Below are 13,522 nucleotides of genomic sequence, written 5' to 3' on the forward strand. Positions count from 1 at the left end.
GTCTCCGCGATGGGACAATCCCCCAGAGGAGAGAGCCCTCACCCGCCGCCCTTCGGGCGTCGGCCTCTCCCGCAAGCGGGAGAGGCAAAGCAGCCTCAGCTCGCCGCGGCGGTCGTCACCGTGTCGCGCTGACGCTTCATGACGATCTTGTTGAGCGCCCCGAGATAGGCCTTGGCCGAGGCGACCAGGGTATCCGGGTCGGCTGCTCGCGCCGTCATCGAGCGGCCGTCATGCGACAGCCGCACCGAGACTTCGGCCTGCGCGTCGGTGCCTTCGGTCACCGCGTGCACCTGGTACAGCTCGAGCTTGGCCTCGTGCGGCACCAGCCGCTTGATGCAGTTGAACACGGCATCGACCGGACCGTTGCCCTCGGCCTCCTCGATCTTGATCTGGCCGTCGACGTCCAGCTTCATGGTCGCGCGCTGCGGGCCGTGGGTGCCGGCGATCACCGTCAGCGAGGTCAGCTTGATGCGGTCGTGCGAGGCCGCCATCTCCTCGTCGACCAGCGCCTCGATGTCCTCGTCGTAGATGTCCTTCTTGCGGTCGGCCAGCGCCTTCATCCGCGTGAACGCGTCTTCCAGCTGGTTCGGGCCGAGCTTGTAGCCCATCTCCTCCAGCTTGTGCACGAAGGCGTGGCGACCGGAATGCTTGCCGAGCACCAGCGAGGACTGCTTCAGGCCGACCATCTCGGGCCGCATGATTTCGTAAGTGGAGGCATCCTTCAGCACGCCGTCCTGGTGGATGCCGCTCTCATGCGCGAAGGCGTTCCGGCCGACGATGGCCTTGTTGTACTGGACGGGGAACGAGGTCGCCGCCGACACCACCTTCGAGGCGCGGGTGAGCTGCGTGGTGTCGATCTTGTTCCAATAGGGGAATTTGTCGTTGCGCACGTTGATCGCCATCACGATCTCTTCCAGCGCGGCGTTGCCGGCGCGCTCGCCGATGCCGTTGATGGTGCACTCGACCTGGCGCGCGCCGCCGACGATGCCGGCCAGCGAGTTCGCCACGGCCATGCCGAGGTCGTTATGGCAATGCACGGAGAACACGGCCTTGTCCGAATTCGGCACGCGCTCGATCAGCGTCTTCATGAAGTGGGTGTATTCCTCGGGCACCGTGTAGCCGACCGTGTCGGGGATATTCACCGTGGTCGCACCGGCCTTGATCACGGCCTCGACGATCCGGCACAGGAAGTCCATCTCGCTGCGGGTGCCGTCTTCCGCCGACCATTCGACGTCGTCGATCTGGTTGCGGGCGCGTGCGACCATGGCGACCGAGGTCTCGATCACCTGCTCCGGGGTCTTGTTCAGCTTGACCCGCATGTGCAGCGGCGAGGTCGCGATCACGGTGTGGACGCGGCCGCGCTTGGCGAATTTCACGGCTTCAGCACAGCGGTCGATGTCGGCCGGATGCGCGCGGGACAGTCCGGCGATGACGGAATTCTTTGAGCGGCGGGCGATCTCGCTCACCGCTTCGAAGTCACCCTGCGAGGTGATCGGGAAGCCGGCCTCGATGACGTCGACGCCCATATCGTCCAAGAGCTCGGCAACCTCCAGCTTCTCCTCGAAGGTCATGGTGGCGCCGGGGCACTGCTCGCCGTCGCGCAGCGTGGTGTCGAAAATAATGACGCGGTCCTTGTCGGACTTGTTCACGGTGGCCATTCGCAAATTTCCTTTTGAGCTTTTGCGCCGTTCATGGGTCTGGGCGCTTGAGGTGTCCGGTGATCTCGACCAACCCCTGAGCGCCCAGGCGCGTGGCGCCCAGCCGGCCCTCAGGGGCAGCTAAGAAGAAGCCCGCCAAGAAGGAGGGTGGGCAGCGCGGCCGGGATCGCGGCGGCGGCCGGAGCCACCTCCCCCGAAATCCCATCGATTTGGCCGCGAATCAGCATTGCCGGACCCTTTTGAGCCACAAATCCTCGGCCAAAACCGTTGACGGTTGGTTGCCGGAAGGCTCAGTGCGGACCGTTTCTAGACGAGAAACGGCCGCAACTGCAACGCCAAAAGATGGTCAGCGGGGCTGACCTAGTGTTGCAAGCCGCTATCTCGTGCCGGTGCGGCGGGCGCGGGCCCTGCTCTCCCAGCGATCCAGCATCTGGCCGAGTTCGCCCGTGGTGCCGGGTGCGGCGGCGCTGGGCTTCGATATCTCGTTCGTGTTGGCCGGCGTGTTGGCGGAGAGCCAATCCGGCTCGGCGTATTCGCGCCAGCGGCGTGCCTCTGCCCGCCTTTTGCGGGAGACATGGTCACGCATGAAATAGCCGCCCGCAAAAGCAATCGCGAGCAGGATGATCAGGACGACAATTTGCACAATGAGCTCCGGCTTGATCCCCGTCAGCGCCCATCAATCCAAACGCATTCGAAGGTGACGAAATTGCGGCCCGTCATCGCGCAGCAGTTTTGATTCCACCCCTCGCAACCATCATCGGACCGGACTAACCTTTCGCGCGGCTCGACCGGATCAACCGGTCAGCGAACATGATCGGGAGGACGCGATGACACGCCAAGAGGCTCGTGACGGAGGCCAGCGTGACCGGGATGCTGCGCTTTCACGACGAACACTTGTCCAGGGGCTTGCAATCAGTGCAGCCAGCATAGCCGGAGCCGGCGCCGCACTGGCCCAGACCGGGCCCGCCGCACCGCCGACGACGATCACCACGCCGCCGCGCGATTTTGGGCCCAACGGCGCGCCGACGACGTATTTCTGGGATCCTGATATCATCGCGGTCGATCCGTCCTTCAACGATCTCGCGCAGCCCAACACCGCGATCAAGCGTCTCTACACCGGACTGCTCTGGGCCGAAGGCCCGGCGTGGAGCGCGCAGGGCCGCTACCTCCTGTGGAGCGACATTCCCAACAACCGGCAGATGCGCTGGACCGAGGACGACGGCCGCGTCAGCGTATTCCGCACGCCCTCCAACAATTCCAACGGCAACTCATTCGACTTCCAAGGCCGCCAGCTCTCCTGCGAGCACCTGACGCGACGGGTGACGCGCTACGAACATGACGGCACCGCCACAGTGCTCGCCGACTCCTATCAGGGCAAGAAGCTGAACTCGCCGAACGACATCGCCGCGCATCCCGACGGCAGCTACTGGTTCACCGATCCGCCCTATGGTGGCCAGCTCTACGAAGGCGAGCCCGACGTTGCAGGCGGCCCGAGCAATGCGAGCGGCAAGCTCAATCCGCGGATCGGCCAGCCGGCCGGCTTCGTACCGGGCAAGCGCGAGCTGCCGACCAATTGCTATCGCATCGATCCCACCGGCCGCATCGACCTCGTCGTCACCGAGGACCAGGTGCCCGATCCGAACGGCCTGTGCTTTTCGCCGGACTACAAGAAGCTCTACGTCGCCTCGACCGGCAAGGGCCCGGGCGACACCGGCCCCGGGGGCAAGGGCGAGATCTTCGTGTTCGACGTCGGCAGCGACAACAAGCTCTCGAATCATAGGAAGTTTAGCGATTGCGTGATCGACGGCGTGAAGTGCGGACCGGATGGGCTGCGCTGCGACGTCAACGGTAATCTCTGGGCCTCCAGCAATGCCGGCCGCGCGGTAGGCTACAGCGGCGTGACCGTGTGGTCACCGGAAGGCAAGCTACTCGGCCGCATCCGGCTCCCTGAAGTCTGCGGCAACGTCTGCTTCGGCGGCCCCAAGCGAAATCGCTTGTTCATGGCGGCGAGCCAGTCGCTCTACGCTGTGTATACCGCAACGCAGGGCGCCGGGCCGGGCTGAGCGAGGCGATCAGGATCACCAAGCGGCGCCGGCCTGCCTCGCCGGCGCCGAATTTTTTGGCTAGTCCTTTCGCCACAAGTTGGATGTCCGGGAGAGACCATGCGCGTTGTGATCTGCGGCGGCGGCGTCGTCGGGGCCTGCATTGCCTGGTTTCTCCAGCGCCGCGGCATCGACGTCATCGTCGTCGAGAGCACGGAGGTGGCGGCGGCTGCGTCGGGCAAGGCCGGCGGCTTCCTCGCGCGCGACTGGTGCGCCGGCACGCCGCTCGACGCGCTGGCGCGGCGCAGCTTCGACCTTCACGCAGAGCTGGCCGGGGAGATCGCCGGCGATTGGGGCCATCGCCCCATGACGGCCTATAGCGGTTTCGTTGTCCCCGATGGCGATGCACGCCGCAATCGCCCGTGCTCGCTCGACTGGCTCGCCGATGGCGTCGTCATCGCCCAGCGCATCGGCACGCACGAGACGACTGCGATCGTCCATCCCCGCAAGTTCACCTCCGCCATGATGGACGCCGCGCTCGCGCAAGGCGCGCAGCTTCGCCGCGGCCGCATCACGGCGATCGCGCGCGAGACCGACGGCGTGGCGGTGAAAGGCGTCGAGACCGAGACGAATTTCATTGCAGCGGACGCGGTCGTCGTCGCAATGGGCCCCTGGTCGCTGCTCGCCGCGCAATGGATGAGCCTGCCCGCCGTCTATGGCCAGCGCAGCCCAAGCATCGTGTACGACACCGGCACGGATGTGCCGGCCGATGCGCTGTTCCTCGAATACGAGGACGGCAGCACCGTGTCGATCGAAGTCTTTCCACGGGCCGACGGCAGCACGCATATCACCGCGCTCTCCGACATCGCGCCACTGCCGCTCGATCCCGCTTCCGTGACACCCGACCAAGGCGCGATCGCGCGCCTGCAAGCGATGAGCGAACGGCTGTCGCCGCTGTTCAGGCCCGAAAGGATCATCGCGCGGCAGGCCTGCTTCCGACCGGTGACGGAGGACGGCTTGCCGCTGATCGGCAAGGTGCCGCTGAGCAACGGCCTCTATGTCGCGACCGGACACAATGTCTGGGGCATCCTCAACGCGCCCGCGACCGGCGAAGCGCTCGCGCAGCTGATCGTCGATGGCACCGCGCAGATCGACCTCTCGCCATTCGATCCCGCTCGGCTCAGTCCGCTCGATCCGTCGCTGCTGCACACGCGCTGACCCGGTGCGGCCCGCTGGCATCTCGGGACCCATCCTGCGATCCTGCCGTTACCCTCCCATGGGAGGCTGGAGGAGCCAGATGGACGACCGAGCGAAACAATCTCACAACCTGATGCAGGACGACGGCTTCGTCCGGGTGCGGGGCGCGCGCGAGCACAACCTCAAAAACGTCGATGTGCGCATTCCCCGCAACGCTCTTGTCGTGTTCACGGGTGTGTCGGGCTCAGGGAAATCCTCGCTCGCCTTCGGGACGATCTACGCCGAGGCGCAGCGGCGCTATCTGGAATCGGTCTCACCCTACGCGCGGCGCCTGTTCCACCAGATGCAAATCCCTGAGGTCGACGACATCGAGGGCCTGCCGCCGGCCGTGGCGCTTCAGCAGCAGCGCGGCGCACCGACGACGCGGTCCTCGGTCGGCAGCGTGACGACCATCTCGAACCTGCTCAGGATGCTCTATTCCCGCGCCGGCGATTATCCGCGGGGACAGCCGATGCTCTATGCGGAGGCGTTCTCCCCGAACACGCCGGAGGGAGCCTGCCCGACCTGTCACGGCATCGGCAGGATGCTCGACGTCACCGAGAAGTCGATGGTGCCCGACGACACCAAGACGATCCGCGAACGCGCCGTCGCGGCCTGGCCGAGCGCCTGGCAGGGCCAGAACCTCCGCGACATCCTCACGACGCTCGGCTACGACGTCGACAAGCCCTGGCGCGAGCTTCCAAAGAAGGACCGCGACTGGATCCTGTTCACGGAGGAGCAGCCGACCGTTCCGGTCTATGCCGGTTACGACGCCGCAGAGGTCAAACGCGCCCTGCGGCGCAAGGAGGAGCCGAGCTACCAGGGCACGTTCACCGGCGCCAAGCGCTATGTAATGCAGACCTACGCCAAGTCCGAGAGCGCGATGATGAAGCGCCGCGTCGCGCAATTCATGATCACGCGGGAGTGTCCGACCTGCCATGGCACGCGGCTGAAGCCCCAAGCACTCAAGGTCAAATTCGCCGGCCTCAACATTGCGGAGATGTCGCACCTGCCGCTCAAGGAGCTGCAGGAGCTGATCAAGCCATATGCAAGAAGCTCCGCCGACAGGTCGGAGAAGGCCGTCGTCGCGCGGCGCATCTGCGAGGATCTGTCGGCCCGGCTCGCCGTCCTGCTCGACCTTGGCCTCGGCTACCTCGCTTGCGAGCGCAGCACGCCGACGCTATCGCCGGGCGAGCTGCAACGGCTGCGCCTTGCGACCCAGGTCCGCTCGAACCTGTTCGGCGTCGTCTATGTGCTCGACGAGCCGTCGGCGGGCCTGCATCCCGCCGACACTGAGGCACTGCTGCGGGCGCTCGACCGGTTGAAGCACGCTGGCAATTCGATCTTCGTGGTCGAGCACGAGATCGAGGTCATCAGGCATGCCGACTGGCTGGTGGATGTCGGGCCTGAAGCCGGGGAGAACGGCGGACGCATCCTCTATAGCGGTCCCCCAGAGGGGCTGAGCCAGGTCGAGCAATCGCGGACCGCCACCTATCTCTCACACCCGCGACGGCCGCTGCCGACGATCCGCCGCGAGCCCAAGGGGCATCTCAAGATCAGGGGTGTGACCCGCAACAACCTTCGCGGCCTCGACGTCGATATTCCGCTCGGTGTCATCGCCAGCGTGACCGGCGTGTCCGGCTCCGGCAAGTCGAGCCTGATCAGCCAGTTCCTGGTCGACACTGTGGCCGCGCACCTCGGCCACACGCTTGCCGCCGATTCCGATGACGACAGCCTGACTCCCACGGTCGCGACATTGGGCGGCAAGATTGCTGCGGGCCTCGATCAGATCGATCGCCTCGTCGTGGTCGATCAAAGACCGATCGGCCGCACGCCGCGCTCCAACCTTGCGACCTATACCGGCCTGTTCGACCATGTGCGGAAGCTGTTCGCGGCGGCGCCGCAGGCAAAATCCCGCCGCTACGATGCCGGACGGTTCTCGTTCAACGTCGCCAAAGGCCGATGTGCGACCTGCGAGGGCGAAGGCTTCGTCTGCGTCGAGCTTCTGTTCCTGCCCAGCGTCTATGCGCCGTGCCCGACCTGCAAGGGGGCGCGCTACAACGACAAGACGCTGGAAGTGAAGATCCGCGGCAAATCCATCGCGGACGTGCTGGCGATGCGCGTCGACGAGGCCTTCGAGTTCTTCCACGACGACACCGCGCTCAACCGTTCGCTGTCGGTCGTCCGCGAGGTCGGTCTCGGCTATATCCGGCTCGGCCAGTCCGCGACCGAATTGTCCGGCGGCGAAGCCCAACGCATCAAGCTGGCGACCGAGCTGATGCGGCCGCAGCGCGGCCACACCCTCTATGTCCTGGACGAACCGACCACCGGGCTGCATCCCAGGGACGTCGAGCGGTTGATCGCTCAGCTCGACCGGATCGTGGATTCGGACAACAGCGTGATCGTGGTCGAGCACGACATGGACGTGATCTCCCACAGCGACTGGATCATTGATCTCGGCCCCGGCGCCGGCGACGAGGGCGGTCGCATTGTCGCCGCGGGTAAGCCGGAGCAGGTTGCCCGAACCGGCGGGAAGACGGCGCATTACCTAGCCCACCGCTTGAAGCAGTGAGCGCCTGCGTCACCCCTTATCTCGCAGTTGCGTTCGCCGACGAGGCTGACGCCCCCGCGACTTTCGCGATGTTGACTTTCCGCCGTCCCCCTCTCCATACTTCGCAAAAAGCAAGATCATATGACGGTTCAGAGGGAGGATAGGATGCCGACTTCACGCAGGCAGCTGCTGAAGACCTCGGCGGCTGCCGCCGCCGCACTCAGCCTCGATTGGACACGCGCCCAGGCGCAAGCCGAGAATTTACGCATCGGCGTCATCTACGATCTGACCGGCCCGTTCGCCGCCGGCGGCTCGGTCGCCTCCTCGATCGGCGCGCAGATCGCCATCGATCTCGTCAACGAGAAAGGCGGGATCGGCGGCAAGACCAAGATCGTGCCTGTTGCCGCCGACTCCCAGAGCAAGCCCGATGTCGCGATCAACGAGGCCGAGCGGCTGATCAACCAGGAAAAGGTCGACATCCTCAACGGCGTCTATGCGAGCTCGCACGCCGTGCCGCTCGCCGCCAAGGTGGAGCAGCAGAAGAAGATCCTCTGGATCACGACCGCGGTCTCGACCGCCGTGTTCAAGGACAAGAACCTGCAATACGTCTTCCGGGCGCAGATTCATTCCGACCAGTACGGACAGGCCTTCGCAAGCTTTATCAATGAACATGCCAAAGCAAAGCTCGGCATGGACCCGAAGGAGGTCAAGGTCGCGTTGATCCACGAGGACGGCCCCTATGGCGTCGGCGTTGCCTCCGCCGACGAGGCCTATGCCAAGGAGGCCGGCATTCCGGTGGTGCTGCGCGAAGGCTATTCGGCCTCGGCGCCCGATCTCTCGGTGCTGGTCACGAAGATCAAGCGGGCCAAGGCCGACGTGATCTCACATGCCGGCTACAACCCCGACATCACCCTGTTCCTGCGCCAAGCGCGCGAGAGTGGCCTGCGTTTCAAGATGCTGTTCGGCGCCGGCGCCGGTTACAGCCAGCTCGACAAGCTGCGCGCCACCTTCGGTGCCGACATCGACAATTTCTGCAACATCGATCCCGTGCCGGCGCAATTGCTCGATCCCGCCAAACTCGCGCCCGGCATGGGCGACCTGATCAACGCGATGGTCACGCGCTACAAGGCCAAGACCGGCGCGACCGACGTGCCGCCGCACTGCTCGATGGGCTTCAATCAGACCTGGATACTGCTGAACAACGTGCTGCCTGTCGCCAAGGAGAAGTACGGCGGCTTCGAGCCCGAGGCCATCCGCAAGGCCGCGCTCGACGTCGACATTCCCGCCGGTGGCACCATCCAGGGCTATGGCGTGAAATTCTACCCGCCCGGCACGCCGCTCTCCGGCCAGAACGAACGCTCGACCCCCGTGGTGATGCAGAACGCCGGCGAGCACATCTCGGTGGTGTGGCCGAGCAACATTCGCACGCGGGATCCGGTGTTCCCGCTGCCAAAGGGATCGACCTACGGGGCGTAGAAGGGCGGCGCACGGCGACGATGCTCCTACCCTCCCCTGCGCTCCAGGGGAGGGTGGGAGAGCCCCTACAACACCACCCGTCGCCCCTCCTCCGCCGCCCAATAGCCGGCGTAGTTCACCTTGATGGTCTCATAGGCCAGCGCGAGGTCCGACAGCGGCTGGCGGCCGGTTGCCACGCATTCCATGAAGTCCTGGATCTCCTGCAAGTAGCCGCGCGTCCATTCCTCTTCGAGACAGACATATTGCCAGCCAGTCTTCCGATCGACCTTCTCGGTGATGTAGACGCTCGCCAGCTTCTCCTCGCTGGTCTGGTAGCTCATCAGATGCGTGTTCGGGGTGATGTTGGCGAACAGCGAGCCGCCGCTCGTATAGGTCTCGATCAGATTGCGCACTCCGCCCATGATCATGTCACCTGAGAATACGGTCGCCTTGGTGCCGTCGGAGAAGGTGGCGGTGAGTGTGCCCCAGTCCTCGACGTCAACCGGGTTGGCCTTGATGTAAGTCCGCTCTTCTGGCTTCAGCCCCGCGGTGACGTTGCCGACATCGCAGGTGACGCTGGCGACGCGGATGATTTCGCCGCGCGCGTTGGCTTCGACCTGTTTCAGATACAGCACGGCCGAGAGCGGATGACAGCCCATGCGAATCAGCGAGCCGCCGCCGGTCATGGCCCATTGTGCGGCATGCGCCGCGTGCGAGCCGGAATGGCTCTCTTCGCCCTTCATGAACAGGACCTTGTCCTTGGTCGCCTTGAGGATCTCGGCCGTCTTGGTCACCGCGGGCGCGTAGATCCAGTCCTCGGCATACATGAAGAGCTTTCCGGTACGCTCGATCGCGGCGCGCGTCGCATCCATCTCCTCCAGCACGCGCTCATACATCAGCGCCTTCGGCACATGCTTGCCGATCGGCTGCGCATCGCCCTCGCGGCCGAAATAGCCGGCAAAGGGCTTTTCGCAGATGACGTGCTTGCCGGCCTGCATGGAATTGATGATCATCCCGGCATGGAGATTGGGCGGGGTGCAGATGTCCACGACATCTATCTCGCCGTCCGCGATCAGGTCAGCAAAACTGCGATAGACGCGCAGGATGCCGTGGCGGGCGGCGAAGTCGACGACATGGTCGCCGCGCGCGGCCACCGCCGCAACCTCGACGTCCACGCCATAGACGCGCCGGAACGCATACATATGCAGCTCCGACACGAAGCCGCAGCCGACGAGTCCCACCCTGATTTTGGCCATAGCGCCTCATCCCTGTTTGGGCGGCACTATAGCGCGCTGACGATCCTAATCCACCGGGGCCCGGGAGCACCACCGGGACGAGGCCCGGCAGTGCCATCACCCCTCGTTACTGCTTGTGGAACACCAGAGTGCGCACCTCGATGCTTTCGCGCGGCGCGGCATCCAGCGGCGTCGTCGGATCGACGAAAGCCGTATGCGGCCCGAACCGGGTGCGGCCATCGGTTGCGGAATCGTAGCATTTCAGCAGCAGCGCCTCGTCCGGCGTCATCTCGGGGAAATAGAACCAGCGATGGTTCGGATTGTATTTCACCGAATAGGTCTCGCCGCGGCGATTGGGATAGATCAGGTCGGAGGCGACGAGATCATCAGGCGCGACCGTCGTGCCATCGGCCATCGCCAGCGGTGAATCGCGCAAGGGACCCCGGATCGGCCGCCACAAATTGATCACCTGCACCCGGCCATTGAGCAACTCGTCGGCTTCGTCAGGCAGATGCTCGCGCACGCGGTTGGCACCGGAGATCGCGGTCTGGTCGACATGGACGCGCGTCGCGGGCTGGCGTGGGCCGCCATCGCGGATGTCCGCCGCGCCCTCGACACGCCTGCGCACCGTGTGATCGAAGATGACGACGCGGTCGGCCTGCAGCGTCGCGCGCAGGAAAGCCTCGACGGCGGGATAGTAGACCGCCCTCACCTCCGCGTCGTTGTAGAAGTCCTTCACCTGGGTCGGATGGCGCACCAGCGCGAAGCCTTCGCGATCGAGCGAGAAGTTCTGCGCGATCAGCCGCGCATCGAAGATCGGCACCTGATGCGCCTCCGGCAGCGCCGTGCTCTTCGGCTCGCCCGGCGGCGGATCGAAGGCATAGGTGCGCGGCTTGGCTGTAACAGGTGCGAGATAGTTGAGTTCGGCAGTGACGAAGGGAAGCGACTCGATTCTTGTTTCTTGCAGGCCCATGGCCGGTCTCCCGATGTGGTCGTCGGATTGATTTTTGAGGGGATGCGGCGCACCGCAAGGGAGGTGGCGCAAATAGCAATGCGGGTGTTGTCGGGAGCGGGGAACGAAGAAAGAAAGCGCCGAGGAATGCGCGCATTATGGAAGCGCTGTTCTCCATCTCACGAGGGCTTGAGAGGCTTGTGAGATCTCGTGCCCGGACGCAGCGCAGCGCTTCTTCAGCGGTGCGCTGCAGAGCCGGGCCCATCGCACCGCGAGCATACTGCGCAGCATGGGTCCCGGCTCTGCGGAGCAGCGTTTCACGCTGCGCCGCGTCCGGGACACGAAACAGCGCTACAACCCCGCCTTCGCAATCGCATCCGTGAACGAACGATCCACGATCTCGGTTGCATCCAACTTCTGCTTGATCAGTCCCCAGCGGAAATAGAGATCGATCGTGCTCTGCTCGTCGGCGACCACGCCGTCGTCGATCGGCGTGATGCGGATCTTGGCGCGCGACAGCCAGTTCTGCGGCACTGATGTCGGGATGTTCATCAGCCGGCCCCAGGTCGCGGCATAGCTGTCGATGTTGTTCAGCGACCACGCCCGCGCCGCGGTGAGGCGGTGGATGAAGTCCGTCAGCTCCGCGCGCTTGTCCCTGATCGCGTCGGGCCGCGCGACCTGGAAGCTCAACCCCGGCGTCAGGCCTTCCGAGGTGATGATGCGGCGGGATTTAAACAGCACCTCTTCCTGGCTGACATAGGGCTCCCAGGTCGACCAGGCATCCACGGATCCTTGGGTATACGCGATCTTGGCATCCGACGGCGCCAGGTGAGCAATTTGCACGTCGCTCGCAGCCCAGCCGTTCTTCTCGAGCGCGGCGAGGATGAGCTGATGACCGATCGAGCCGCGGCCCGTTGCGATCTTCTTGCCCCGTAGATCGGCAAAGCTCTTGATCGGCGAAGTCTCCGGCACGAGGATTGCGAGGCCCTCGCGGGTCTGCCGGATCGCGGCGATCGCCTTGACCGGAGCACCGGAGGCGGCGGCGAAGGTGAAGGGCGCGTCGCCGACGAGCCCGGTCTCGATCGCGCCGGCGCTGAGCGCCTCCAGCAAGGGCGCCGCCGCCGGAAACTCCTTCCACTCGATCTTGTAGGGAACGTCCTTGAGCACGCCGGCGGCTTCCATCACGGCCTGCGCATTGCCCTTCTGGTCGCCTACCCGCAGGGTGGTTTGCGCTGTTGCGAGCTCGAACGAGCCGAACAGCAGCGCGCCGGCCAGCATGAGGCGGATCATTCCGCGGCCTCGCCGCGCACGGCCTGACGCTTGGCGACGAGCTCCCGCGTCAGCGGGATCAACTCGCGGCCATACTCGATCGCGTCGATCAGCGGATCGAAGCCGCGGATCAGGAAGTGGCTGATGCCGAGGTCGTAATAGTCGCCGAACACTTCGGCGACCTGCTCGGGCGTGCCGACCAAAGCGGTGGTGTTGCTGTTGGCGCCGGTGAGCTTGGCGATCTCGGTCCACAGCCGCTTGTCGATGCGGCTGCCCTGGTCGGCGAGTACAAGAAGGCGCCGCGCACCGGCGGTGGCATGGCCGTCGGCGGGCTTGCGATAGCCGGTCTTGTCCTGAAGCGCGGTAGCGCGCGCCAGAATCTCTTCCGCCTTCTCCCAGGCTTGCTTCTCGGTCGGCGCAATGATCGGCCGCACCGACAGGCTGAAGCGCGGCGTCGGCCGCCCCTGCCGAACCGCAGCATTATGGACGCGCGAGGTGACGTCGCGCACCTGGGCGTACGACTCGCCCCACAGCGCAAACGTGTCGGCATGCTTGCCGGCGACGTCGATTGCTGCATCCGAGGCCCCGCCGAAATAGACGCGAATGCCTTCGGGACGATACGGCTTCACCTGAGAGAACGCGTTCTCAACCTGGTAGTACTTGCCCCTGTAGGTGAACGGCTTGTCGCTGGTCCATTCCAGCTTGAGCACGTCGAGAAATTCGGAGGTGCGGACATAGCGTTCGTCCTTGTCGTCGAGCGTATTGCCGTCCTGCCGGAGCTCGGTGGCGTTGCCGCCGGTGATGACGTGCAGAGCAACCCTGCCGCGCGAGAACTGGTCGAGCACGGCGAGCTGCCGCGCCAGCAGCGTCGGCGCGGTGAAGCCGGGCCGCTGCGCGATCAGCACGTTGAGACGTTCAGTGTGATTCAGGACGTGCTGGGCCACCTGGAGAGCGTCGGGCGAGGTCGAATGAAACGCCAGCAGCGCACGATCGAAGCCGGCATTCTCGTGCGCCTTCGCCACCGTCTCGATGTGGGTGGGGTTGAGGACCGGACCTTCGCGGACCACAGTTTCGGACGAATTGTTGTTGCTGATGAAGCCGATGAACTCGATCGACATGATCGT

The 13,522-nt window shown here is 65.1% G+C and carries 10 protein-coding genes; 4 read left to right on the forward strand and 6 right to left on the reverse strand.

The features are described 5' to 3' along the window. Positions 1 to 95: 95 nt before the first annotated feature. Both SE91_RS23485 and SE91_RS23490 read right to left on the reverse strand, forming a co-directional pair. Positions 96 to 1,658, reverse strand: coding sequence for a 2-isopropylmalate synthase (locus tag SE91_RS23485; protein WP_061849303.1), 1,563 nt, complete (start codon positions 1,656 to 1,658; stop codon positions 96 to 98). A 376-nt stretch (positions 1,659 to 2,034) separates the two neighbouring features. After that, positions 2,035 to 2,304, reverse strand: coding sequence for a hypothetical protein (locus SE91_RS23490; protein ID WP_061849304.1), 270 nt, complete (start codon positions 2,302 to 2,304; stop codon positions 2,035 to 2,037). A gap of 181 nt (positions 2,305 to 2,485) precedes the next feature. Between SE91_RS23490 and SE91_RS23495 the strand changes: the two genes are divergently transcribed. The 4 genes from SE91_RS23495 to SE91_RS23510 all read left to right on the forward strand — a co-directional run bounded on the left by SE91_RS23495 (position 2,486) and on the right by SE91_RS23510 (position 8,963). Next, positions 2,486 to 3,721 (forward strand): SMP-30/gluconolactonase/LRE family protein, encoded by a 1,236-nt coding sequence (locus SE91_RS23495; RefSeq protein ID WP_061849305.1) that lies wholly within the window; start codon positions 2,486 to 2,488, stop codon positions 3,719 to 3,721. Positions 3,722 to 3,820: 99 nt separating this feature from the next. Next, positions 3,821 to 4,918 carry an NAD(P)/FAD-dependent oxidoreductase gene (locus SE91_RS23500; protein ID WP_061849306.1) on the forward strand — a complete coding sequence of 366 codons (1,098 nt, stop codon included), beginning with the start codon at positions 3,821 to 3,823 and terminating at the stop codon, positions 4,916 to 4,918. A 79-nt stretch (positions 4,919 to 4,997) separates the two neighbouring features. Beyond that, on the forward strand, positions 4,998 to 7,508 hold the full coding sequence (gene uvrA, locus SE91_RS23505) for an excinuclease ABC subunit UvrA (protein ID WP_061849307.1): 2,511 nt from the start codon (positions 4,998 to 5,000) through the stop codon (positions 7,506 to 7,508). A gap of 144 nt (positions 7,509 to 7,652) precedes the next feature. After that, a complete protein-coding gene (locus tag SE91_RS23510; protein WP_008557092.1) occupies positions 7,653 to 8,963 on the forward strand; it encodes an ABC transporter substrate-binding protein in 1,311 nt (436 codons plus the stop codon). Positions 8,964 to 9,028: 65 nt separating this feature from the next. Here SE91_RS23510 and SE91_RS23515 read toward each other — a convergent pair whose 3' ends face one another. From SE91_RS23515 to SE91_RS23530, 4 genes are all read right to left on the reverse strand, one after another. Continuing rightward, positions 9,029 to 10,198 (reverse strand): Gfo/Idh/MocA family protein, encoded by a 1,170-nt coding sequence (locus SE91_RS23515; protein ID WP_061849308.1) that lies wholly within the window; start codon positions 10,196 to 10,198, stop codon positions 9,029 to 9,031. Positions 10,199 to 10,304: 106 nt separating this feature from the next. Next, the gene (locus SE91_RS23520) at positions 10,305 to 11,150 is read right to left on the reverse strand and encodes a CmcJ/NvfI family oxidoreductase (protein ID WP_061849309.1); all 846 of its coding nucleotides are present in this window, start codon (positions 11,148 to 11,150) and stop codon (positions 10,305 to 10,307) included. Positions 11,151 to 11,480: 330 nt separating this feature from the next. Further along, positions 11,481 to 12,419, reverse strand: a complete 939-nt coding sequence (locus SE91_RS23525) for an ABC transporter substrate-binding protein (protein WP_061849310.1) — start codon at positions 12,417 to 12,419, stop codon at positions 11,481 to 11,483. Next, a complete protein-coding gene (locus tag SE91_RS23530; protein WP_061849311.1) occupies positions 12,416 to 13,516 on the reverse strand; it encodes an LLM class flavin-dependent oxidoreductase in 1,101 nt (366 codons plus the stop codon). The genes SE91_RS23525 and SE91_RS23530 overlap by 4 nt, the downstream gene beginning before the upstream one ends. Positions 13,517 to 13,522 lie beyond the last annotated feature (6 nt).

Source organism: Bradyrhizobium sp. DOA1, from assembly GCF_001593325.1.
Lineage (GTDB): Bacteria > Pseudomonadota > Alphaproteobacteria > Rhizobiales > Xanthobacteraceae > Bradyrhizobium.

Bases quoted from the DNA above. Each gene is read 5' to 3' on its own strand.
- SE91_RS23485 (WP_061849303.1), bottom strand. From the start codon at position 1,658: ATGGCCACCGTGAACAAGTCCGACAAGGACCGCGTCATTATTTTCGAC.
- SE91_RS23495 (WP_061849305.1), top strand. From the start codon at position 2,486: ATGACACGCCAAGAGGCTCGTGACGGAGGCCAGCGTGACCGGGATGCT.
- SE91_RS23500 (WP_061849306.1), top strand. From the start codon at position 3,821: ATGCGCGTTGTGATCTGCGGCGGCGGCGTCGTCGGGGCCTGCATTGCC.
- uvrA (WP_061849307.1), top strand. From the start codon at position 4,998: ATGGACGACCGAGCGAAACAATCTCACAACCTGATGCAGGACGACGGC.
- SE91_RS23510 (WP_008557092.1), top strand. From the start codon at position 7,653: ATGCCGACTTCACGCAGGCAGCTGCTGAAGACCTCGGCGGCTGCCGCC.
- SE91_RS23515 (WP_061849308.1), bottom strand. From the start codon at position 10,198: ATGGCCAAAATCAGGGTGGGACTCGTCGGCTGCGGCTTCGTGTCGGAG.
- SE91_RS23520 (WP_061849309.1), bottom strand. From the start codon at position 11,150: ATGGGCCTGCAAGAAACAAGAATCGAGTCGCTTCCCTTCGTCACTGCC.
- SE91_RS23525 (WP_061849310.1), bottom strand. From the start codon at position 12,419: ATGATCCGCCTCATGCTGGCCGGCGCGCTGCTGTTCGGCTCGTTCGAG.
- SE91_RS23530 (WP_061849311.1), bottom strand. From the start codon at position 13,516: ATGTCGATCGAGTTCATCGGCTTCATCAGCAACAACAATTCGTCCGAA.